Source organism: Microcoleus sp. BROC3 (assembly GCF_036702515.1).
GTDB lineage: Bacteria > Cyanobacteriota > Cyanobacteriia > Cyanobacteriales > Microcoleaceae > Microcoleus.
In genome coordinates this window covers 20,369-41,009 of record NZ_JAUBTQ010000003.1, presented here as the reverse complement: position 1 = coordinate 41,009, position 20,641 = coordinate 20,369, and the positions used below count along the sequence as shown (strand labels likewise).

At 45.9% G+C, this 20,641-nt stretch carries 26 protein-coding genes; 12 read left to right on the top strand and 14 right to left on the bottom strand.

Going from position 1 to position 20,641, the window contains the following annotated elements; translation table 11 throughout:
* Positions 1–33: 33 nt before the first annotated feature.
* The 3 genes from QUB30_RS02700 to QUB30_RS02690 all read left to right on the top strand — a co-directional run bounded on the left by QUB30_RS02700 (position 34) and on the right by QUB30_RS02690 (position 894).
* A complete protein-coding gene (locus tag QUB30_RS02700) occupies positions 34–300 on the top strand; it encodes a hypothetical protein (RefSeq protein ID WP_333328682.1) in 267 nt (88 codons plus the stop codon).
* Between the two features lie 122 nt (positions 301–422).
* Positions 423–698, top strand: a complete 276-nt coding sequence (locus QUB30_RS02695) for a BrnT family toxin (RefSeq protein ID WP_333223110.1) — start codon at positions 423–425, stop codon at positions 696–698.
* Positions 682–894, top strand: coding sequence for a hypothetical protein (locus tag QUB30_RS02690; RefSeq protein WP_106147613.1), 213 nt, complete (start codon positions 682–684; stop codon positions 892–894). The genes QUB30_RS02695 and QUB30_RS02690 overlap by 17 nt, the downstream gene beginning before the upstream one ends.
* Positions 895–1,040: 146 nt before the next feature.
* On the opposite strand, the gene QUB30_RS02685 is transcribed toward QUB30_RS02690, so the two are convergent.
* Both QUB30_RS02685 and QUB30_RS02680 read right to left on the bottom strand, forming a co-directional pair.
* Entirely contained in the window at positions 1,041–1,409 is a 369-nt protein-coding gene (locus QUB30_RS02685; RefSeq protein ID WP_333328679.1) for a hypothetical protein, read from the bottom strand.
* A gap of 41 nt (positions 1,410–1,450) precedes the next feature.
* A complete protein-coding gene (locus QUB30_RS02680) occupies positions 1,451–1,963 on the bottom strand; it encodes a papain fold toxin domain-containing protein (RefSeq protein ID WP_333328676.1) in 513 nt (170 codons plus the stop codon).
* A gap of 141 nt (positions 1,964–2,104) precedes the next feature.
* Between QUB30_RS02680 and QUB30_RS02675 the strand changes: the two genes are divergently transcribed.
* Together QUB30_RS02675 and QUB30_RS02670 are read left to right on the top strand one after the other, a co-directional pair.
* Positions 2,105–2,347 (top strand): hypothetical protein, encoded by a 243-nt coding sequence (locus tag QUB30_RS02675; protein WP_333328674.1) that lies wholly within the window; start codon positions 2,105–2,107, stop codon positions 2,345–2,347.
* 178 nt (positions 2,348–2,525) lie between these two features.
* Positions 2,526–2,801: a PIN domain-containing protein gene (locus QUB30_RS02670; RefSeq protein ID WP_333329074.1), complete on the top strand. Its 276-nt coding sequence runs from the start codon at positions 2,526–2,528 to the stop codon at positions 2,799–2,801.
* Here QUB30_RS02670 and QUB30_RS02665 read toward each other — a convergent pair.
* Positions 2,756–2,992: a hypothetical protein gene (locus tag QUB30_RS02665; protein ID WP_333328671.1), complete on the bottom strand. Its 237-nt coding sequence runs from the start codon at positions 2,990–2,992 to the stop codon at positions 2,756–2,758. The two genes, QUB30_RS02670 and QUB30_RS02665, sit on opposite strands and share 46 nt — an antisense overlap.
* Positions 2,993–3,014: 22 nt before the next feature.
* On the opposite strand from QUB30_RS02665, the gene QUB30_RS02660 reads away from it, so the two are divergent.
* The gene (locus QUB30_RS02660; protein ID WP_333328668.1) at positions 3,015–3,371 is read left to right on the top strand and encodes a hypothetical protein; all 357 of its coding nucleotides are present in this window, start codon (positions 3,015–3,017) and stop codon (positions 3,369–3,371) included.
* 466 nt (positions 3,372–3,837) lie between these two features.
* Here the strand turns inward: QUB30_RS02660 and QUB30_RS02655 are convergent, their stop codons facing one another.
* From QUB30_RS02655 to QUB30_RS02635, 5 genes are all read right to left on the bottom strand, one after another.
* Complete coding sequence (locus QUB30_RS02655; RefSeq protein ID WP_333235586.1) at positions 3,838–4,131, bottom strand: TIGR03792 family protein; 294 nt, start codon at positions 4,129–4,131, stop codon at positions 3,838–3,840.
* Positions 4,132–4,157: 26 nt separating this feature from the next.
* Entirely contained in the window at positions 4,158–6,371 is a 2,214-nt protein-coding gene (locus tag QUB30_RS02650) for a PAS domain S-box protein (RefSeq protein ID WP_333328664.1), read from the bottom strand.
* Between the two features lie 265 nt (positions 6,372–6,636).
* Positions 6,637–7,845, bottom strand: a complete 1,209-nt coding sequence (locus QUB30_RS02645) for an AAA family ATPase (RefSeq protein ID WP_333328662.1) — start codon at positions 7,843–7,845, stop codon at positions 6,637–6,639.
* Between the two features lie 75 nt (positions 7,846–7,920).
* Positions 7,921–8,466, bottom strand: coding sequence for an RNA 2'-phosphotransferase (locus tag QUB30_RS02640; RefSeq protein WP_333328659.1), 546 nt, complete (start codon positions 8,464–8,466; stop codon positions 7,921–7,923).
* 416 nt (positions 8,467–8,882) lie between these two features.
* A complete protein-coding gene (locus QUB30_RS02635; protein ID WP_333328656.1) occupies positions 8,883–9,566 on the bottom strand; it encodes a class I SAM-dependent methyltransferase in 684 nt (227 codons plus the stop codon).
* 503 nt (positions 9,567–10,069) lie between these two features.
* Here QUB30_RS02635 and QUB30_RS02630 point away from each other — a divergent pair.
* Entirely contained in the window at positions 10,070–12,847 is a 2,778-nt protein-coding gene (locus tag QUB30_RS02630; protein WP_333328653.1) for a diguanylate cyclase, read from the top strand.
* A 606-nt stretch (positions 12,848–13,453) separates the two neighbouring features.
* On the opposite strand, the gene QUB30_RS33745 is transcribed toward QUB30_RS02630, so the two are convergent.
* The 3 genes from QUB30_RS33745 to QUB30_RS02620 all read right to left on the bottom strand — a co-directional run bounded on the left by QUB30_RS33745 (position 13,454) and on the right by QUB30_RS02620 (position 14,382).
* The gene (locus QUB30_RS33745; protein ID WP_445300460.1) at positions 13,454–13,612 is read right to left on the bottom strand and encodes a DUF6888 family protein; all 159 of its coding nucleotides are present in this window, start codon (positions 13,610–13,612) and stop codon (positions 13,454–13,456) included.
* Between the two features lie 36 nt (positions 13,613–13,648).
* Complete coding sequence (locus QUB30_RS02625) at positions 13,649–14,011, bottom strand: cupin domain-containing protein (RefSeq protein WP_333328650.1); 363 nt, start codon at positions 14,009–14,011, stop codon at positions 13,649–13,651.
* Positions 14,012–14,106: 95 nt separating this feature from the next.
* Positions 14,107–14,382 carry a hypothetical protein gene (locus QUB30_RS02620; protein WP_333328646.1) on the bottom strand — a complete coding sequence of 92 codons (276 nt, stop codon included), beginning with the start codon at positions 14,380–14,382 and terminating at the stop codon, positions 14,107–14,109.
* Positions 14,383–14,542: 160 nt separating this feature from the next.
* Here QUB30_RS02620 and QUB30_RS02615 point away from each other — a divergent pair, with 160 nt between their 5' ends.
* The 5 genes from QUB30_RS02615 to QUB30_RS02595 all read left to right on the top strand — a co-directional run bounded on the left by QUB30_RS02615 (position 14,543) and on the right by QUB30_RS02595 (position 18,043).
* Complete coding sequence (locus QUB30_RS02615; protein ID WP_333328643.1) at positions 14,543–15,181, top strand: peroxiredoxin; 639 nt, start codon at positions 14,543–14,545, stop codon at positions 15,179–15,181.
* 195 nt (positions 15,182–15,376) lie between these two features.
* Positions 15,377–15,958: a Uma2 family endonuclease gene (locus QUB30_RS02610; protein WP_333328640.1), complete on the top strand. Its 582-nt coding sequence runs from the start codon at positions 15,377–15,379 to the stop codon at positions 15,956–15,958.
* A gap of 38 nt (positions 15,959–15,996) precedes the next feature.
* The gene (locus QUB30_RS02605) at positions 15,997–16,581 is read left to right on the top strand and encodes a Uma2 family endonuclease (protein WP_333328637.1); all 585 of its coding nucleotides are present in this window, start codon (positions 15,997–15,999) and stop codon (positions 16,579–16,581) included.
* Between the two features lie 65 nt (positions 16,582–16,646).
* Positions 16,647–17,621 (top strand): cysteine synthase A, encoded by a 975-nt coding sequence (locus tag QUB30_RS02600; RefSeq protein WP_333328635.1) that lies wholly within the window; start codon positions 16,647–16,649, stop codon positions 17,619–17,621.
* 122 nt (positions 17,622–17,743) lie between these two features.
* On the top strand, positions 17,744–18,043 hold the full coding sequence (locus QUB30_RS02595; RefSeq protein ID WP_333328632.1) for a (2Fe-2S) ferredoxin domain-containing protein: 300 nt from the start codon (positions 17,744–17,746) through the stop codon (positions 18,041–18,043).
* Positions 18,044–18,057: 14 nt separating this feature from the next.
* Here the strand turns inward: QUB30_RS02595 and QUB30_RS02590 are convergent, their stop codons facing one another.
* The 3 genes from QUB30_RS02590 to QUB30_RS02580 form a co-directional block, all read right to left on the bottom strand.
* Positions 18,058–19,290 carry a hypothetical protein gene (locus QUB30_RS02590; RefSeq protein ID WP_333328629.1) on the bottom strand — a complete coding sequence of 411 codons (1,233 nt, stop codon included), beginning with the start codon at positions 19,288–19,290 and terminating at the stop codon, positions 18,058–18,060.
* Positions 19,291–19,455: 165 nt separating this feature from the next.
* A complete protein-coding gene (locus QUB30_RS02585; RefSeq protein ID WP_333328626.1) occupies positions 19,456–19,830 on the bottom strand; it encodes an HNH endonuclease in 375 nt (124 codons plus the stop codon).
* A gap of 75 nt (positions 19,831–19,905) precedes the next feature.
* A complete protein-coding gene (locus QUB30_RS02580; protein WP_333328623.1) occupies positions 19,906–20,529 on the bottom strand; it encodes a heme-copper oxidase subunit III in 624 nt (207 codons plus the stop codon).
* Positions 20,530–20,641 lie beyond the last annotated feature (112 nt).

Genomic DNA, 20,641 nt, shown 5'->3' with positions numbered 1-20,641 from the left:
CAATCAAAGTATCAATCCTCGTGAGATGCCGCGATGACCATCAAAGAACTCCTCATCCAAGAAATCGATAGCACCCCTGACGAACTACTTGCGGATCTTCTCAGTTTGGTGCGATCGCTCAAATCCACTCCAAACCCCCAACTTAATACCTACGAACAACAGAAGGAGCGTATCGACTACCTCGAAGCTATCATCGGCATTCGCAAAGGACTCGAAAGCTTCGATCGAGGTGAAGGAATCCCAGTCGATCGAGCCATGACAGCGCTACAGCAGCAGTTCAACATTCCTCAGAGTCTATGAGTTCCTAGAAGTCAGTCACATTGACATTTTTGATTTTCGCCATTTTGCCCTAAATAGTAAAATAGAGCAGTAACCTAGGCAATTGCCAACCTCCCTCTTCTGCTTGAGAGTAGAATATATCTATGAAGTTTCAGTGGGACTCAAGCAAAGCGAGTAGTAATGCCAAAAAGCATGGTGTGTCTTTTGAAGAAGCTGTCACTGTCTTCGGAGATCCACTGGCTATTACAATTTCTGACCCTAACCACTCTGTAGGTGAGTTCCGTCTTTTAACGATCGGTCAGTCAAATTTACAGCGCCTTTTTGTTGTGTCCCATACAGAACGAGAAGGTGAAGTGCGTTTAATCAGCGCCCGTTTAGCCACCCGACAAGAGAGAAAAAGCTATGAGTCAGGAACCTGAAGTAACAATTAATGACGAGATGAGACCTGAATACGATTTTTCAGGTGGTGTCCGTGGCAAATACTATGAAGCCTATATGAAATCAAGTAATGTTGTGATTCTCGATCCAGATGTAGCAGAAATATTTCGAGACTCAGCTTCTGTCAATGAAGCGTTGCGATTGCTGGCAAAAATTGCCAAGTCTGTCACTGTCTAGGTAGCGCACACAGCACAACAAATCAGATCGGAAAGTTTCCAGGTTATCTGTGCTTGCATAGGTGGAAAGCAAGGGGTGGCGCGATCGCCCCTGACACCAAATACCAAACACTGCGATGATTCTACCAAGAGCGATCGCCCTTTCTATCAATTCCTGAAAACTTGCACTTTTTCCTCCATATCCACTCCCCCTTCGTCTAAAATGTCAGCCGAAGCATGACGATCGATAAACTCACATAACAGCTCAAAAAACTTATCTAGTGCTTTGCTTTCATCCTCAGAATAAAACAGAATGACGCTAGCCCAAGATTGGCTAGTCTGCACATTGAATCTTTTTCGTATCCACTCAGGAAACTGCATAAAATCGCTATCTTGTTTCGTTGGCTGTTCTCCCAACTCATATTTAGCGACGCTGTAACCCGATAAAAAAGCCTGAAGACAAATAATTGAATGTCGTCCCAAGTACATTGAAGGAGCTTTTTTGATTTTCTCAATCAGGGTATATAAATCGTGCATTTTTTACCTCAATATTTTTCAAATAACTGCAAGTTTTCCACTCAAAATTCCTCTTCTATAATCTTAAAACTTCCCATACCCAGTTCCAGAGTAGGAGATGTTAAATTTTGCAGCCATTCCTGCCGAGTCACACCACTACAATCTATATTATCAAAAACAATTTCCTGTTCATCGATGGTAATTGATATCCCTTGATGATAGCCATTAGTAGCAATTTGCTGCTGTCGTCGTAAATCATAAATCACTGACCAAGGTAAGTCTTGCCTTTCTAAATCCAGTTTAATCTGCTTACCATGTAGGTTTCTGAACGTCAAGAATTCTTTGATAGCCTGACTACATTCAACACATTGAAAAACCCCATAACGACTGGCAATTTTAGCGATATCTTCTCTAATTTCATCTAAACAACTCCGCTCTAAACTCAAAGTGTAAAGTTTACCTCCTATATTTATGTACAAGTATATCTCAAAATCATTGCCATTGAGCGGGCCGATCGCATAGCGTGCGATCGCCCTGTTGCAAGGCTTGTCCAAGGGAGCGCGAGATCCCCTCACCTCAAATACCAAACACTGCGATGATTGTATGAGTTCGATGCTTGAATTAAAAGAAAGATCGATCGCCCTTTGTTTTTTCTGATGAGCGATCGCCTAAAATGAAAGAGCGATCGCCATAAGTCAAGAACCCCGGCACACCCTATGACAATCAAAGAACTACTTCTCCAAGCAATCGAAGCCTTGCCCAGTACAAGACTTGCCGAAGCCCTCACCTTCATGAAATCTCTCTCCACCAAACCTTCTATCACATCTGCTAAATCCTTCCTCGCTCACCTCAAGACAATCGGCACTTGGTCAGGCGACGACTTCCAAGAATGTCTAGAAGCCGTCCAAAACTCACGCGGCGAAACCGAATTTGACTACAGCCCCAATCCCTTTGAATAATGTTTCTTCTCGACACCAACCATTGTAGCTATGCCCTACTAGGCAACACTCAATTACTCGATCGCCTTGCCAACCTTGGGGATGAGTCGATCGCCACCTGCACCATCGTCAAGGGTGAACTGATTGACATGGCGGCGCGCAACAACGAGAGGTAAATCTTGCCCTAGTTCAACGCTTCCTGCTTGGGCTATACATCTACCCCATCGACGAAACCACCGCCGAAATTTACGGCAATCTTAAAGCGGCAGTTTTCGATCGCTACGCCCCAAAAGACAAAGCCCAACGCCGTAAAACCAACATAACTCAATTGGGCATCGGCGAAAATGACCTGTGGATTGCCGCCGTTGCAATCCAGCATCAACTCAGCCTAGTGACGGCAGATCGAGACTTCCAACGCATTCAAGCAGTTCAGCCATTTGAGTTGGAATCCTGGATCTTCACATCGCCAGAGTAAGGATGAAGGATCTCGCCCCACAAAAACAAAGAGCGATCGCCCTTTCTTTTTTCTGATGAGCGATCGCCTAAAATAAAAGAGCGATCGCCCTTCACACCAAATACCCAACACTGCGATGATTCTACGAAGTGCGATCGCCCTTCACACCAAATACCAAATCGATGTCTGCGGTACAATAAAAGTAAACTCATAATTAATATTTCAAAAATTAACATGATCAACCTAGAATTACCGCAGTCCCATCCCTTCACCAACCTCAAGGTGACGCTGCTGCTAGAATCACTCACATCCGGGGAAGTTGCGGCATCTGTTAGAGAGTTTCCCGACTGTCAAGTGAAAGCAGAAACACGAGAAGCGGCGATCGCACAAATTCAAGCTACCTTTTTAGAACGGCTCAAAAATATTGAAGCAATTTCATGGAACGTGCCGATTCAGGCTTCAGAACCAACCTGGATGAAATTTGCAGGTGTCTTTAAAGACGATGCCGATTTTGTGGCAATTATGGAATCAATTCGCGCCGAACGAACCTCAGATGATGACTCAGAAGTAGATCCTTCCTATTACTTGTAAAGGTGCTTTTTGTGTCTCGATATATTCTGGATACGGATTGCGTTTCACTGATTCTCTACAATCATACCCAACTTACCGCTAACGCGAAAAAGCATCAGCTTGCTGTCACGATTGTCACAGTTCAATAACTCTTCAACGGTTGGGTTGGCAGGATTAACGATCCTTCCCTGCTGCATAACCTACCGGGACTCTATTCTAAACTTTGGACAACTGTAAAATATCTCCAAACTATTGAGGTACTGGACTTTACACCGAAAGCTGATACCTGTCTCAAGAAACTGTTAAAAGATAACCCGCCCCTGCGGAAAAATCGCCTGCAAAAAGATATGCGGATTGCAGCTATTGCCTTGTCCCTCGGTGCTACCGTTATCACTCGCAATCAACGAGACTTTTGTCAAGTTCCCGGACTCTCGATCGAAGATTGGACGCTTGATTCCTAACTCCTAACTAATGACTGCTGACTAAACTAATGCAAAAACTTGCGAACTTGATATTCGCGACTTTCGGCGATCGCAATTTGCAAATCCCCCATTTGGGCATCCAACTCATCTATTGTGCTTTGTGGCACCGACTTCCACTTCTCCCTAGTTTCCCAGCGAATCAACATCACCACCTCATTTTCCACCGGATCTACCCAAATTTCTTTGCCTAAAAAACCGTCCCAACTTTTTAGTCCCGCCGTCCAAACTTCCTGATCTCGCTGAATAAACTGCTCCCACTTTTCTTGAGGTACTTTAAATTTGAGCCACTCAATTACCATCTTATTTCCTATTTGTAAATAGCTAATTAATCGTTGCCGATCGCAATTTTAACGATCAACTCAGTTCCCTGTCCCGGAAGAGAAACACAGTGCAACTTACCGCCGTGTTTTTCTACTACTAAATGCTGGGATATTGCTAGACCCAAACCAGTGCTCGTATCGGGACATTTAGTGGTAAACAAAGGGTCAAAGATGCAGCCGAGGACTTCTTCTGTCATCCCAGGGCCGTTATCGCTAATGGCGATCGCAACTTCGCTGTCCCCTATAACTTCCGTCCGAATCCGAATTTCGGGATGGAATTTTTTAGTTCCTGAGCCGCCCGAAGACAAGAAAGACCGATCTTGCATTTTACCGTACTTTTCGGGATTTCTCCCGCCTTCTTCCAAAGCGTCGATCGCATTTGTCAACAAGTGCATGAACACTTGATTTAACTGTCCCGCATAGCAGCGAACTCGCGGCAAATTACCGTATTCTTTAACTAGAGAAATCCCCGGGCGTCCCCCTTTAGCTTGCAGGCGATTTTGCAAGATCAGCAAAGTGCTATCCAAACATTCGTGGATATCTGCGGTCTTCATTTGGGCTTCGTCGGTACGCGAGAACAAGCGGAGCGATCGCACCACATCCCGAATCCTTTCCGAACCGACTTTCATTGAATTTAGCAATTTTGGCAAGTCTTTTTTGATGAATTCTAAGTCGAATTCTTCCATCCAATCTTGAATTTCCGGCACGGGATGGGGATAATACTTTTCGTAAAGATCGATCGAGCGCAGCAGTTCTTGAATGTAGCCCGTGGCGTGGCTGACATTGCCGGAAATAAAACTAACTGGATTGTTAATTTCGTGGGCTATTCCTGCTACCAACTGCCCCAGAGAGGACATTTTTTCTGTTTGAATCAGTTGAGTTTGAGTTCGCTGCAAAATTAACAGCGTCTGCTCTAATTTCGCCGCTTGCTGCCGCAGGCGTTCTTCTGATTCTTGCAAAGCCAAAAGAGACTGTTTGCTTGCTGTAATGTCTACTCCCACAAATACCGCCGCCGTACTTTTGTGATATTTTTGAGCGACGATTAAATAAGTTTTATTTTCTCCTCGGATGCTGGCTGTGACTTCTTGAGATGTCTTCTTTTCAGGGTTGGCAAAGAAATCGTATACTAAATCGTTAAATTTGGGACTTGTCTCTAAAAAACCTACTTTTTGACCGGCAAATAGTTCGGCAGGCATTTGGTAAGCGGTAGCTAAATGTCGATTTACTCCCAAGTACCGCAAATCGGAACTTACCCAAGAAACTAATCCGGGCACGGCGTCCAAAACGGCTTGAAGTTGCTCTTTTGCCTCTAAAAGCGCTGATTCTGCTGCTTGGCGAGCGGAAATGTCGCGGGCGATCGCGCAGCGGTATTCGCAGCCACCGTATTCTAAATAATTGACTTTAACTTCGACGGGAAAACTCTCGCCGTCTTGGGTTTTGTAACTGGTTTCAAAAGTGAGGTTCCTTTGCTGCTTGAGTTGCTCCCAGTGATCTGGCCAATCCGATGCTGACAACTGCGAATCGATGTCGCTCACTCTCAGGTTAAGCAGTTCCGATTCCGAGTAGCCGAAAAGATGACAAGCTGCTTTGTTAGCGTAACAAATTTGACCGTCGGAGGTAGTAAAAAAGACTGTATCAGCAACATTTTCGAGGGCAATTTGACTTAGTTGCGGTCTGGTTTCTAACTGCTTGCTTTTGACCTCGGACTGAAATTTATTATAACAATTTGTTTGAGCAAGATCCTCAGCTATCTCAAAGGCAAACAGGATCAAACCGCCGATCGCACCTTCGCTATTTTTCCAAGGCTGAAATACCCATTTTACCGACGCCCTCAAAGAGCCGCCTCCGATATTTTCTGCTAAAGATGCGGTCGATCGCCCTACCACAAACTCGCTGTATTCCAAAACACCAGCCAAACAAGCCCGAGCATTTTGCTGCCAATATTCCGGGAGATTCGGGAACAGTTCCCAATGAGACCGGCCGATCGCCTCGCCCGCGCCTAACCCGCAATCTGTTTCCCAGCGACGAGAAACCGACAGATAGCGCATTTCACAGTCTACCATTGCCACGGCGTCGGCGGAGCGCTCCACAAACCGCCGAAATCGCTCTTTACTCTCGAACACGGCTGCCTCTGCGGATTGTTGGTGGGCGATCGGGATTGCCCCGTCGGCATACCTTCCCAGTCCCTGACTTTTTTGCTGAACTGGCTTAGTTTGCACGGTTTGGGATTTCCTCCATAGCTGTTGAGTTTGAAAAATTCTGTTTGAGACCAAAAATGCTCTTCTCCTGATTTGCTCTCTCGGGCGATACCCTTAGAGGGTATCACCCATCATTGATATCATTTTTGATGGCGATGTGTCTATAGGTACTCAAGAAATTTTGCCCCAAACCGTGAGATTCAGAAGATTTCCTGGCGATTGTTCGGTATTTGAAGTCGTGCAGCCAGTGCGATCGCCCCGATTCCGGGAGACTTTAAGAGTTTGCTCAAACAAATTTGTGCGTAAATTCACTGGTAAAATCTACTCTCCCTTTCCGTAAGATTGCAGGATCTAATCTTTCAGTAGTGTTGCAAGTCATCAAAACTACCAGTTTTTGCTGAAATTGAATGCCGTTTTCGTCCATGACGCTTTGATACAAAGTTCCGTCCAGCAAACTCAATATGTGTTCAGTTTTGTTAGTGCGTTGGGCCTCTGCGGTCGATCGATCTTGAGCCAAATTATCAGCTTCATTGATAATAATGCAAATCCGCTCTAAATAACTCGGCGGCACAAAATTTTCCACAGCATCGTGATCTAAGATAAAAATTACATAACCCAGCGGCACTAAAATTTCCTTTGCTACCGCTTGCGTCCAAGCAGTTTTGCCCGTACCCGGTTCGCCGCTAACCAAAACAGCCAACTGATTTTGGTCGAGAATTGCCTGTTGAACTGTATCGGTAAAACTTTGAACTTCCTTAGAAAACGTCCGAATTGGGAACTGACTGTGAACCTGTCCGACGCGGCTTTTGTACCCGCCCAGAATCACCGCTAAATTGTAAGTTGCCTTGCTAACCAACGGCGTAATATCTTTACAAATCAGAGTGTAGAACCGTCTTCCCCTGTCGTAGCTGTCAATTTGCAGCCAACAGCCGAATTTTGCCCAATGAGCATAAACAGTACCCAAAACTTCCAAGCGTTCCCAGCTAATAAATCGTTCCGGGGGATAAGAAAAATGTCGTTCCATAAAAAACTGGGTAATCGCATCCGGTTTTCCCAGCAAATCCAGAACTTTGAAAACAGTAATCTCTTGAACTTTGTTGAGAACATAATCGATGGGAATGCTAGCGCGGCTGACCAATTGAACCACCGGCGTTTCGGTAACTAAAACGTCTTTGTAACGGTAATCGGGATAAACTGGCTGCGGAGTAATGTAATCCCAAAATTGGTCTATTTCGTAGCGAGTATTTTCCGAGAATACATTTAAAACATTTGCCCACCAGGTATATTGGTGTCGTCCCATTGCGTCGGCAATGTCGCTAGCGGCATCTAAAGTTTTTTGAGCGAGTTCAAAGGGGTCGCTAGAGGCTAAGTGTAGCAGGTGTTCCCAATCAAATTGACGGTAGAGAGGTCGCCACCCGCAGCCCAGAAGTCCTCGATTTTGAGGATTGTTTTGATTGAAATTGTTGTCGCGATCTCCCATATTTTCCGCACTCATTTCCTGAAACTCCTAGTTACTACAATTATAAGATATTCTCCCATCTATTTACAAACAAAAAACGGGAGTTGTTCATTAAGATATTTTTATATAAATTGGCGGTACAAAATCTACTAGCCAAACTTTATTTTCCGAGCAGTAAAATGTATGACCGTCGCGTTGCATTGCTGCGGCATCTACAGTAATGATAGCCGGGATGCCGTGTCTTGCACCTACTTGGCGCGCCGTCTGGATATTCACCGATAAATGAACGTGATGCCGCGACATTTTTCTAATTCCTTGACTGAGAATAGACTCGACGGCCGTGCTATCGGTTCCGTGATATAAAATCTCCGGGGGAACAGCGGGTTTTAACTGCAAGTCAACCTCTACACTGTGTCCTTGGTTAGCACGAATTAGAGTGCCTGTGGAGTCGAAAGAAAAGCGCTGTTTGTCGTTTTGCGCGACTACTTCCTTGAGTTCTGCAAGCTGAAAGGAAAAGTTATTTTTTTGGCAAGCATCGAGGAGTTCGCTAACAGGAACCCAGCCGCCGGTAGCAAGTTGAATACCGATGCGCGAGGGCGCGTGGCGCAGATGTTTGCTGAGATATCGGCTGATTTTTATGAATCGAGAATCCTTCATGAATTTACTGTATTTATTGAGCTTTGAAATCGCATTTTGCCAAATGTCAGTGCGGTGGAGGCGGGTTGCTTTAATCTGTTTGCACTGCGAGAGATGGATTGAGTGAACCAAAAGCGTGTCTACTTAAGTTTGAAATACTTTGTATCTCTCATTTATAACTGAGTTTCGATCCCCGTTGCATCCCCCTCCCGGGGGACGCGAAAGAATGCTCCTTTCCCCCTTTTTTAGGGGTATGCCAGGGAGATCGAGGGCTTAATCGTCAAACAGCAGTTTGGCATTACATCAGATGTTAAGTTGACACTTATGTGAGTGAACCCGCCCATACAGGTTAGTTGAAAATGGTGTTCGGGGCGTGAGTTTTCAGCAACTCGATCTGGCGATGGTTATCAAAAACTCTCCTTTCTGCTGAATGCCTTCTAGCTTCGGACAAGTCCGCCAAAAATAGCAAAGTTGAGATAGCGCCAGTGACATCCTGCGTCTGCAAAACCAGCTTCTGCAAGCCACTTTGTCTGATCTTCCACAGAGGAGGGAATATCTTCTTTTAGATAGTTTTGAAACCAGGCTGCATCGTCTTCTCCGTTAGCTCTCATGTACTGCCGCCACAACTGTTCGTATTGCTGAGTCAGCCTGGGGGTAGCACCTGTCACAATATCTCGAATTAGCAAGATTCCCCCTGGATTCAGGGAGTCGAAAAGTTTGTGAAAAAGTTTTTGTTTCCCTTCGCTATCTAGGTGGTGAATTGCCAATCCAGAAACTACCAAGTCGTAACCGTTGCCGAAATCATCTTCGGCGAAATTTCCTTGCTGCAAGGTCAGCCGTTTTCCGAAAGCGGACAAATTAGTTTGGCAAGTTTTCAGCATATTGTTCGCGATGTCAAAGGCGACGACATTTGCTTGAGGAAATGCTTGCAAAATCAGAGCAGACAGTATGCCAGTCCCCGCGCCTAAATCCAGAACTTTTATCTTAGCATTGGTTTCCAATGGAATTAACTGCAATATTAAATCGTGTTGCTCGCGATAGCGGGGAATGAGGCGAGGAATTAAGCCGTCATAATCAAATGCTCTTTGTTCAAATTGCTCGCGTACAGAGTCTAAATTCACAGACAACTTTCCTCAAAATGTTAATAGTTGAGTGCGTCAATGCGGTTGGGCGGCTCTCTCGTTCGAGACGTACTACGGTTTATAGTACAAAATATTTACAGGGGTGTCAAGATGTAGAAGAAAATAATTTAACAGAAGTTGGGGACGATCGCAAGATACGGACTTTGTTCGCCCAAACTAGCCAATTATTTGCGAACTGTCTAGCCATGCACGTATATCTGCTTGAGTGGAGATGAGGCAGAATGACGGAGGGCCGAAAGCCTGCGCAAGAGGATATTTTGTGCCAGATGCGGGGGTAATTGTGAGAAAAAAATTGACGGTTTTTATCGAGTACCTGATGGGGCAGATTTAAGAAAATATGTCCTCAGATTGACAAAAATTAGACAAAATGTAAATAAAATTTGAGGGTTAGTCCCGAGTGGATGTGCTGCCTGCAGATTTTTCAGGAAAATCTAGAGATACAAAATATTACACCCGCCAGCCAGGGTAAAAAAACAGTGATAATGAATCAGGATGCGAGTAGATTAGGTGTCAGCCGTCAGGGGAAAATAGAAGCAATGGAAATCCAACAGCGGAGTAAGGATAAGGCCGATCGCCCGCAACCAAACGCGCACGATCGCTTAGGTCAAATTTCTACGATAAAAGAACTAGATTCGTCGCTGCAAGAAGGTTTAGATTTTAAAGGAGCGATCGACCGCTCGGCACTGGCGGTGAGGACAAACGCCCGAGGAATTATCAACTACGTCACCGATCGAGTTTGCTCCATCTCCAACTATTCCCGCGCCGAACTGATTGGCTGCCACTTCGGCATCCTCCACTCGGAATATAAGTCTTCGGAATTAATCAAAAATCTGCGGTCAACTGTTGCAAAAGGTGAAGTTTGGCAAGGAGAAATTAAGAATCAAACCAAGAATGGCAGCGATTATTGGGTGTATGCAGCAGTAGTTCCGCTGTTCGACTTTAAGGGAAAACCCTCTCAGTATTTGGCGATCGGATTCGACATCACCGATCGCAAAGCCGTGGAAGCAGCCCAAGCCGAAGCCAACCGGGCAAAAGACGAATTTCTGGCGATCGCCTCCCACGAACTGCGATCGCCCCTGAGCGCAATTTTGGGATGGGTGCAGCTAGCTCGATCGCGCAAGTTAAACGAAGCCACCACCAACCGCGCTTTGGAAATCATCGAGCGCAACGCCAGATTGCAAAACCGGCAAATAGACAATCTCCTCGACCTCTCGCGGCTGCTGCGGGGGAAAGTGCGCCTGAACGTCGGCCGAGTTCACCTCCCGTCTCTGATAGAATCCGCGATCGACACCCTCCGTCCCGCCGCCGATGCCAAAAACATCCGCGTAGAAAAACATTTCGACCCCGCCGTCGGCTACATTTTGGCAGATGCAGAACGCTTGCAGCAAGTAGTCTGGAACTTGCTTGCTAACGCCATCAAATTTACCCCGGAATCCGCCCCCGGGCTAGTCCAAATACAGATCGAGTCTACTGCATCGGGCGCGCTGATTCGCGTCAGCGACAGCGGTTGCGGCATCGACCCCAAATTTCTGCCACACCTGTTTGACTACTTCCGCCCGACAGATAGCTGCCAGACCAAGGAACAAAACCGGCTTGGTCTGGGACTCTCGATTGTACGCCAGTTAGTGGAACTGCACGGAGGAACTATTTGGGCTAGGAGTCCCGGTATCGCTCAGGGGGCGACGTTTGAGGTGCAGCTACCGATCGCCAACAAAAATGCACCCGACGATCGCACTGCTGCGATCGCCCAAACGGAAAGCAGACCCGGATCGGTTTCCAAACCCCTAGCCGGAAAACAAGTCCTGGTGGTTGAAAGCAGTGCCGAGATCCGGGAATTTCTGAAAACTGGCCTCGAAGCATTTGGAGCCAAGGTAACAGCGGTGGGTAGCGCCGGCGAAGCGATGGCCGAGTTGGAACAGTCGCGGCCCGACGTGTTGGTAAGCGATATGGCGATGCCGGAAGCAGACGGCTGCGATTTGATCCGCCGGATCAGAGCAATGGAAATGTCTGAGCAAAGGGAACTGCTGCCGGCGGTGGCGCTGACGGGAGGCATCCGGGAAGAAGATTCGGCATCGGCGCTGGAGGCGGGGTTTCAGAGGCATTTGTCGAAGCCGGTGTCCGCGAATCAGTTGGTGAACGCGATCGCCCAATTGGCCGGACTGACTGGATTCGGGTCCCGAGAGTCCGACGCGCCAAATGTCGGGGCGATCGCACCCGACGAAGCCGCGATGCCGGACTCTAACAGTTTTGACGACAAAAATAATCTGGATCGATCAACAATTGACAGCAGAAAATTACCGCTGTTGCTGGTAGTAGAAGACAACAGTTTTCTGCTGTCTTACCTCCAAAGCTTATTGACTCCGTACTATCGAGTCGCCGTGGCGATTGATGGGGTTGAAGGTTTAGAAAAAGCCAAAAGTTTACAGCCAAATTTGATTTTGAGCGACCAAATCATGCCCCGACAAAACGGACTGGATTTGCTCAAGGAGATTCGGAACACGCCGGAATTGAGTTCGACTCCGGTAATCTTTTTGACAGCGCGATCGGGGATGGAAGCTAGGATCGAAAGTTTGGATGCGGGGGCTGACGATTATATTTCAAAGCCTTTTGACGAGAGGGAACTGCTGGCGAGGGTAAGAAATTTGCTGCGAACCCATGCTGCCGAACAGCAGTTGACGGGACTCAACCGTCAGTTGCAGCAGCAGAAACAGCAGTTAGAAACCGTGAATCGAGCCTTGCAGTATTTGGCAACTTACGACAGTTTGACTGAGGTAAGAAACCGCCGCTCTTTTAATGAATATCTCGATACGGAATGGCGGCGTTTGGCTAGGGAAGAAGCACCGCTGTCTTTGATTATGTGCGACATCGATTATTTCAAACTTTACAACGACACTTACGGCCACCAAGCGGGGGATGAATGTTTGCGGCAAGTGGCGTCGGTTCTCCAGCATTCGGTAAAGCGATCCGCAGATTTAGTAGCGCGTTACGGTGGAGAAGAATTTGCAGTAGTTTTGCCGAATACGGACATTCAAGGTGCGACTTGCGTAGCTGAAATGATCGGCCAACAGGTGCGGAGTTTGCAGATAGTTCACGCTAAGTCTCCTGTCAGCGAATACGTGACGCTGAGTTTGGGTGTAGCTTGCTGCATTCCGGCACCGATGTCCCAGCCGGCGACGCTAATTGCGATCGCCGACGAGGCGCTTTATCGGGCAAAAAAAGCAGGGCGCGATCGGGTTTCAGTTGCCACATTTGAAGGATAATAGTTATTAGTCATTAGTTATTAGTCCTTAGTTCTTAGTTCTGAGTTTTTAGTCTTTAGTCTGTTCACTCCGAGCGAATTTCAAAAACTCAATATCTTACTAAAATAGGTTAGTAGTAAGGAATTCCGTCCTTCAATCCGACTTAATAAGGACTAACTTACTGACTGCAAACTTAATTTATTTCAAATAGCAAGAGAAGAGTTATAGGCCAGGGTCTCCTGACAGTAACATTAGATATGTCTAAATACCAAAGGCTAGTCCACTCCGAGATTAGCTGGCAACAATTCAAACTAATTCAGCAGGAGTTTTCTAATATCGTTTCCGGTTGTACTTCTGATGATACCGAGGACACGGCAGTGCCGTGTCCCTACCCGATTAATTGTAGGGACACGGCAGTGCCGTGTCCTGACTGTGGGCAATATTAAATCCGATGATAGCGGAATTGATATAACTCTCCTGGTATCAGATTGTTTTACGATAGCAGTGAGGTAGCAATGTAACTCCTCACCGCGACTTCGTTACGGTGAGGAGTTAGGCGATTTTTAGGTAATAACGCTTCAATTCTCTATAGAACATTGCAGTAGTATAATCTACTTGGCTAATTGTTTAAAAAAACTCCCAATAAGGAGCAATTTCAACCTCAATCTCTTCGTCATATCCAGCCAATACAAACAAGTTGTGGGTTCTCTCGTCAACACAGACGATGTGAATAGGTGGCAATGCCAAATATGTCCAGTAATAACTGATTGGATAAATTAACCGCAATATTTGTAGATACTAAGTTTTTTTGCGCTGACCTACTTACTCGAAAATTGTCTCGTCTTCCTTTCGCCACGCCGGATCGACAATACAAATAAATATTAGCGGCTCTGTGCCGCAGTTGTAAATAAACTGCTTGGCGTTTGGCGGAATGTAAACTGCATCTCCAGCTTCCACGAATTGATTTTCGTCGTCGATGTGCATTTCTCCAACGCCGCTGAGGATATAGTAAACTTCAGAAGTTGTCAGGGAGTGCAGCGCAGAAGTTTGTCCCGCCGGCAAAGCGGCATGGGCTAAACTGTAACGCAACTCGATAGATTGTTTGTCAGGATGCAGCAATTCTCGCAGTTGAGTACCGTCGCCAGCAATAAACTCCTCGCAGGCATTTAGCTTTTGAATTAGCATTCTTTCCACACTCCTGAAAATCTCTTTACCATAAGGTAAGTTTAATTGAAAAAGCGAGAGATGTTAAGAAATATGTAAAGCGGCGGCCGAAATTTTTAACCGTAAGTTCCCGAATGCGATCGATAATCAGGACAGTCGATCGCATCTTCAGATAAAGCTATTGTAGGCTGAACGGGACACTTGAGGTGGTAGTCGCCGGTGAAAAATACGCAGTTAGCACAAGGGATTTGGTGCATCCTCTGAGCTCGGCGCAGGGAGTCGGCGACAGTACGCCCGACACTCAAACACAGCAAAAAAACTAAAGCCCAGGCTGAGACAAAACACAGGGGGACTAAAACAGGCTGTATTGCCTTAAGCAAAAAGTAAAGCATAGCAAGAAAATTCAGCGTTAGAAGCCACACATACATTACAGTAGTGGAATTGCCGATCGATCGACCAAAAAGTTTAGAATCCTTTACAGCTCGATCGAGAAACCGGGCAATTATGGCATGATAAGGAACAGTCCTTAAATAAAATTAGAGGAAATCAGTTATGACTCTGCGATTAGGCGATACAGTTCCCAACTTTACCCAAGCTTCCTCGGAAGGAGAAATCAATTTCTACGACTGGGCTGGCGATAGCTGGGTCGTGTTGTTTTCTCACCCGAAAGACTATACTCCAGTTTGCACCACAGAACTCGGTGCAGTGGCCCGTCTCAAGTCGGAATTTGAAAAGCGGGGCGTCAAAACCATTGCCCTCAGCGTCGATGATGTGGATTCTCACATGGGCTGGATTAAAGATATTGAGGAAACGCAAAATGTCACCCTCAATTATCCGATTTTAGCAGATGGCGATCGTAAAGTCTCCAACATTTACGACATGATCCATCCCAACTCGCTGAACAACTTAACAATCCGCACAGTTTTTGTGATTGACCCGGAAAAGAAATTGCGTTTGAGCATTACTTATCCGGCGAGCACTGGTCGGAATTTTAATGAAATTTTGCGAGTAATTGATTCCTTGCAACTTACCGACAAATACAGCGTTGCGACTCCAGTTGATTGGAAAGATGGCGACGATTGCGTAATTGTACCTTCGATTACCGACCCCGCAGAATTGGCCGAGAAATTTCCCAAAGGCTACACGCCGGTTAAGCCTTATTTGCGGATGACTCCTCAGCCGAATAAATAGGTTTAACACTCCTGGACGCATAACCTAATGATGTAGGGTGCGCACTGCGCACCTTACTTCTATAATTCCCGCGTCAAACCAGCTTGTAGTTAGGACTTGAGTCCTTAATCCTGATTTTTGAGGACTAAAGTCCTGACTACAAACAAAGAAATTGTGCAATCTTGTGTAAACACTTTAGATTTGAGGAAAGGCAAAATGCTGTCATCAACAATTGTGTTGCGAATACCGCCCAAATTGCAAATGACAGACGAGGAGTTTTTCGAGTTCTGTCAAATCAATAGTGAATTACGCATTGAACGCAACAAATCGGGAGAATTGCTAATTATGCCCCCTACTGGTGGAACAACAGGAAATCGCAGCGGTAGCGTCTTTGGAGAGTTGTATATTTGGGCCGGGCAAGATGGAACCGGTATGTGTTTTGACTCCAGTACGGGATTTAAGCTTGCAATGGGTGACAAGTCTCCAGATGCCTCGTGGATTAAACTGGAACGGTGGAATGCTTTATCTCAAGAACAGCAAGATAAATTCGCACCTATTTGCCCGGATTTTGTAGTAGAACTGAGGTCGGCTTCTGACAATCTCAAGCCATTGCAAGAAAAAATGCAAGAATATACGAGAGAACCTGGAGTGCAATTAGGCTGGTTAATTGACCGCAAAAATCGCAGAGTTTACATCTATCGTCCCGGTTTGCCAGAGGAATGTTTGGAGAATCCGGCTACAGTTAGCGGCGACCCCGTTTTGCCGGGATTTGTTTTGAATATGAGCAAGATTTGGTAAGCTTAGTATAGGAGCAACGATGATCGAGGAAATCAATTATGTTGACATCAACTATTGTGTTGCGAATACCACCAGAATTGCAAATGACAGATGACCAGTTTTTCGAGTTCTGTCAAATTAATAGTGAGTTGCGCATTGAACGCAACAAATCGGGAGAATTGCTAATTATGCCCCCTACTGGTTCGGAGACGGGAAACCGAGAAGGTAATATATTTGGGCCGCTTTGGGTTTGGGCAGAACAAAATGGTACCGGTTTAGCGTTTACTTCGAGTACAGGATTTACTCTGTCAACAGGTGCACAAAAGTCGCCGGATGCTGCTTGGATTAAATTGGAAAGATGGAATGCTTTGTCACTAGAACAAAAGCAAAAGTTTGCCCCGATTTGCCCGGATTTTGTAGTAGAACTGAGGTCGGCTTCTGACAATCTCAAGCCATTGCAAGAAAAAATGCAAGAATATATGAGAGAACCTGGAGTGCAATTAGGCTGGTTAATTGACCGCAAAAATCGCCGAGTTTACATCTATCGTCCCGGTTTGCCAGAGGAATGTTTGGAGAATCCGGCTACAGTCAGCGGCGACCCGGTTTTGCCGGGATTTGTACTCAATATGAGCAAGATTTGGTAAAAGTGGTAGCAATAAATATCAACTTATTGTAAAAATTAATAATAGGATGCAAACACGCAAAAAATATGGATATTAAAAACGGCTTTGTAGGCACAATCGGCAACACACCACTAATTCGCTTAAACAGCTTCAGCGATGAAACAGGCTGCGAAATTCTCGGCAAAGCAGAGTTTCTAAATCCCGGCGGTTCCGTTAAAGATAGGGCCGCTTTATACATCATCAAAGATGCAGAAGAAAAAGGCTTGCTGAAACCGGGCGGAACTGTTGTTGAAGGCACTGCCGGCAATACTGGCATCGGTTTGGCCCACATTTGCAACGCTAAAGGTTACAAATGTTTGATTGTGATTCCCGATAACCAATCTCAAGAAAAAATCGATGCTTTGAAAACCTTGGGCGCTGAAGTTCGGACTGTCCCCGCTGTTCCTTACAAAGACCCGAATAATTATGTCAAATTGTCGGGAAGATTGGCTTCGGAAATGGAGAATGCAGTCTGGGCAAATCAGTTTGACAATTTAGCCAATCGCCGAGCTCATTACGAGACAACTGGCCCGGAAATTTGGGAACAAACAAACGGAAAAATTGATGCTTGGGTAACAGCTACCGGTACCGGCGGCACTTTTGCGGGCGTAGGAATGTTTTTGAAAGAAAAAAATCCTGCTGTGAGAATTGTCTTGGCAGACCCGATGGGCAGCGGGCTTTACAGTTATTTCAAAACTGGGGAAATTAAGACGGAAGGCAGTTCGATTACTGAGGGAATTGGCACTACCCGCGTGACTGCAAATATGGAGAATGCCCCGGTAGACGACGCCATCCAAATTAACGATACGGAAGCTGTCCGGGTGATTTACCAACTGCTGAGGAAAGAAGGGCTGTTTATGGGCGGTTCTGTGGGGATTAATGTGGGGGCGGCGGTGGCTTTGGCGAAGCAAATGGGGCCTGGACATACGATTGTTACGGTACTCTGCGACGGCGGGGCTCGGTATCAGTCGCGTTTGTTCGATCGACAATGGTTGGCTTCCAAAGGTTTGTCACCAGATTAACCGTAGGGTGCGCTGCGGCGCACCTTAAAATCTGGGCATATATAAAATCTGGGCGTATATGCGCGCACCTATTCCCATGAGAAAAAAATAGCATATATGTAGCAGAATGTCAAGTAAAAAATATGGAAATTATCCAATCTTCTAGGCAAGTTCTTGTTTGTCAAAACCGCACTTGTCGCAAGCAAAATTCAGCAAAGGTACTGGCAGCTTTTAAGAAATTGTCGCCCTCAGAAGTTGAAGTTGTTGCTAGCAGTTGTTTGGGACAGTGCGGCAACGGGCCGATGGTGTTGGTGCTGCCAGAAGAGGTTTGGTACAGCGGTGTTTGCCAGGAGGAAGTTGCGGCAATAACTGAGCAACATTTGCGGGGAGGAAAGCCGCTGGAGAGGATGCTTTACCGCAAGTTTCACCGACTTTCTAATTAGTCGATCGCCCGCCTTTAAAATTCTTCGGCAAACAACCGGCGGAGAATCTCGGTGACTTCGGCGGCGACTCTGGCGTCTTGTTCGATCGCCAAGCGATCGACACTGCTGGAACCGCCTACAGCTTTTTCTGCCCGCAAACTCATGGCTAAAGTTCTGAGTTTTGCCGGCTTTCCCGCCGCCTTCGGCCGTTCGTCAACAAACCGCACTAAAGCCACATAAACTGTTTCTAAGGTTCCCCGGATCGAGCTGAGTCCGTAACCCAATTTTGAGATAATTACTGGAGAAGTAATGAGGGTATCCATCCCCAAAGTTTTAATTGCTACGTCCGCATATCGAGCGCTGTCGTGTCCCATTGCTCTGACAATGCTTTCTAAGCTGTTCCACTGAGATGCTTTCATGCGCGATCGCTGTTCGATGTGGAAGTGCCATCCTAACATGGAAATTAGCCTGGTCAAGTCATAAGCAGATACGGAATTTTTTTGTTTGGTGCTGTTTAATGCGGCACTTAGCAGCACTTGTTTTTTGGTGAGATCGAAGATTTTGGGGTTGTTGTGATAAGGATTTTCGCCGTAATCGCCGCGAAAAATTAGGTCATTATTGCCAGTAGCGCTCTTCAGCCATTGCTCTAGTCCTATGCGAGTATCGAAGCGTTTGAACATCGCGGCTAAGGAGTTTGAAGTTGCTATATTTGAGGCATAGCTAATCATGTCTTTTGCTACATCGTAAAAGTAAAAATCGTGTTTTAGCCCGTTGCCATCTCTAACAACGCAGTTGTCAATGTCGCAGTCGGGATATTTGCTATTTATTTGACTGACGATATTAAGGAGTGCGATAATTTTAGTGGCACTCCACTGCTCAGCATTGGTAAGTGCGTTTTTTCCCAGCCACTGCGCCTGAATTTTGCCGTCTACAAAAGTACCAATGCAAACGCAGGCTTCCTTAATTTCTGCGTGCAAAAAATTTAAACCTTGAGAGTTAATTTGAGGTAGTTCTCCCACGCTGGGAAACGGGGTCAGTTTAAGGGGATTATTGGGGCCGGGAATAGAGCTAATTACTTTTAAGCCGTCGGGTTTCTGTTTGAGATAATCGGGATAGTTTTTAATTTCTTGTTGGTAAGGGGATTTTTCTATGCCCCGGTCTAAAAAGGCTAGTTTGTTTATGTTAGCTTGGGCATCTATTTCCATTTGGAGGTAGTTTTTGAAGATGCGCGCTCGGTCTTTTGCGAGTTCGAGGGAGGTGAGGTTCATGATAATTGTTGGCAGCTTGTTACAAATAAGTAAATCACTATACTAGGATTTACGCAAACAAACCGGGTTACTCTGCAAAATTTTGGGTTAAGGAACGAAAAATTTATGAAGAAACCGGGCTTCAGACAGTAACTGCGTCCCGGAGTATATATCTGATTTCTGGCCCTACGATCGAGCTTTTTTGCCGCGTACTTGAATGCGTTTGTCGGTTTTTTGTTTCTTAATCCAAGAGACAAATTTCTGGAGTTCAGGGTCATTTTTGAGCTTTTCCAGGGTGTTGAGCTCTTGGGCGAGGTGTTTGTTTTCAAATAGAGAGTGAATCTGGCGGTGACAGGCTGAGCAAATGTCGATTGTCGGGCTTGGGTCTTCGTTTTTCCGCTTGGTGTTTTGTTTGGGGATGAGGTGATGGGCGGTTAATGCTTCCATTTGTCGATCGCACAATTCGCACTGCATAATTTTCTCAATGCTGCTGGATAGGAGAATTGCTACTTTTAGTTTAGCGCGATCGGCTGTGAGAGGGTGAATGAAAGGCGATCGCACTCTCCAAACAATAAAAAAACCCCCAATTGGGGGTCTTACAAATCTCTTGTGGCAGAGGTCGAAAAGCCTCTGGGATCACAAAATATACAGTAACAGAAACAAAACAATCCAAATCACATCCACAAAGTGCCAGTAAATCTCAGTCGCTTCGATTCCAAAGTGGTGATCGCTAGAATAATGACCTTGCGCGCGCGATCGCCACACCACCCCCGCCATCAGCAGCACTCCAAACGTAACGTGCAAGCCGTGAAAAGCAGTCAAAACGTAAAAGCAACTGGCATACAAATTAGTCGTCAAGCCAAACTCTAAATGAGTGTATTCGTAAACCTGACCTGCCAAGAAAACTGCGCCCATAGCAATAGTTACGAGCAACCAATTCCGCATTCCGGCGGCATCATTCTTTTTGATTGCAGTATCCGCATTGTGAATCACGAAACTGCTAGAAATCAAAATCAGCGTATTAATTCCCGGCAGCAATAACTCTCGCGCCGGCGTACCTTCAGGAGGCCACACGGGGGCCATCGCCCGATAAATCAAATACGCGGCAAACATACCGAAAAATATCATGCCTTCTGCGCACAGGAACACAATTACACCTAACATTCGGTGGTCGGGATGCTCGACACCGTGTGCTTCTACCTCGGCTTCGTGGTGGTAATTCAGGGCTGTTTTTGCCGGATCGATCGCTGGAATTTGCATAATAAATTGCTAGTTGGTAATGGGATGTTGAAGGAAGAGGGAAGAAGGAAGAAGGAAGAGGGAAGAGGACATTAGTGCCAACAATTGCCTGAAAATCTTTGTATCTCTCGTT

Excerpts from the sequence above, each read along its gene's own strand:
- QUB30_RS02700 (WP_333328682.1), top strand. The coding sequence starts at position 34 with ATGACCATCAAAGAACTCCTCATCCAAGAAATCGATAGCACCCCTGAC.
- QUB30_RS02695 (WP_333223110.1), top strand. The coding sequence starts at position 423 with ATGAAGTTTCAGTGGGACTCAAGCAAAGCGAGTAGTAATGCCAAAAAG.
- QUB30_RS02690 (WP_106147613.1), top strand. The coding sequence starts at position 682 with ATGAGTCAGGAACCTGAAGTAACAATTAATGACGAGATGAGACCTGAA.
- QUB30_RS02685 (WP_333328679.1), bottom strand. The coding sequence starts at position 1,409 with ATGCACGATTTATATACCCTGATTGAGAAAATCAAAAAAGCTCCTTCA.
- QUB30_RS02675 (WP_333328674.1), top strand. The coding sequence starts at position 2,105 with ATGACAATCAAAGAACTACTTCTCCAAGCAATCGAAGCCTTGCCCAGT.
- QUB30_RS02665 (WP_333328671.1), bottom strand. The coding sequence starts at position 2,992 with ATGAGTTTACTTTTATTGTACCGCAGACATCGATTTGGTATTTGGTGT.
- QUB30_RS02660 (WP_333328668.1), top strand. The coding sequence starts at position 3,015 with ATGATCAACCTAGAATTACCGCAGTCCCATCCCTTCACCAACCTCAAG.
- QUB30_RS02655 (WP_333235586.1), bottom strand. The coding sequence starts at position 4,131 with ATGGTAATTGAGTGGCTCAAATTTAAAGTACCTCAAGAAAAGTGGGAG.
- QUB30_RS02645 (WP_333328662.1), bottom strand. The coding sequence starts at position 7,845 with ATGAGTGCGGAAAATATGGGAGATCGCGACAACAATTTCAATCAAAAC.
- QUB30_RS02640 (WP_333328659.1), bottom strand. The coding sequence starts at position 8,466 with ATGAAGGATTCTCGATTCATAAAAATCAGCCGATATCTCAGCAAACAT.
- QUB30_RS02630 (WP_333328653.1), top strand. The coding sequence starts at position 10,070 with ATGAATCAGGATGCGAGTAGATTAGGTGTCAGCCGTCAGGGGAAAATA.
- QUB30_RS02625 (WP_333328650.1), bottom strand. The coding sequence starts at position 14,011 with ATGCTAATTCAAAAGCTAAATGCCTGCGAGGAGTTTATTGCTGGCGAC.
- QUB30_RS02620 (WP_333328646.1), bottom strand. The coding sequence starts at position 14,382 with ATGCTTTACTTTTTGCTTAAGGCAATACAGCCTGTTTTAGTCCCCCTG.
- QUB30_RS02615 (WP_333328643.1), top strand. The coding sequence starts at position 14,543 with ATGACTCTGCGATTAGGCGATACAGTTCCCAACTTTACCCAAGCTTCC.
- QUB30_RS02610 (WP_333328640.1), top strand. The coding sequence starts at position 15,377 with ATGCTGTCATCAACAATTGTGTTGCGAATACCGCCCAAATTGCAAATG.
- QUB30_RS02605 (WP_333328637.1), top strand. The coding sequence starts at position 15,997 with ATGTTGACATCAACTATTGTGTTGCGAATACCACCAGAATTGCAAATG.
- QUB30_RS02600 (WP_333328635.1), top strand. The coding sequence starts at position 16,647 with ATGGATATTAAAAACGGCTTTGTAGGCACAATCGGCAACACACCACTA.
- QUB30_RS02595 (WP_333328632.1), top strand. The coding sequence starts at position 17,744 with ATGGAAATTATCCAATCTTCTAGGCAAGTTCTTGTTTGTCAAAACCGC.
- QUB30_RS02590 (WP_333328629.1), bottom strand. The coding sequence starts at position 19,290 with ATGAACCTCACCTCCCTCGAACTCGCAAAAGACCGAGCGCGCATCTTC.
- QUB30_RS02580 (WP_333328623.1), bottom strand. The coding sequence starts at position 20,529 with ATGCAAATTCCAGCGATCGATCCGGCAAAAACAGCCCTGAATTACCAC.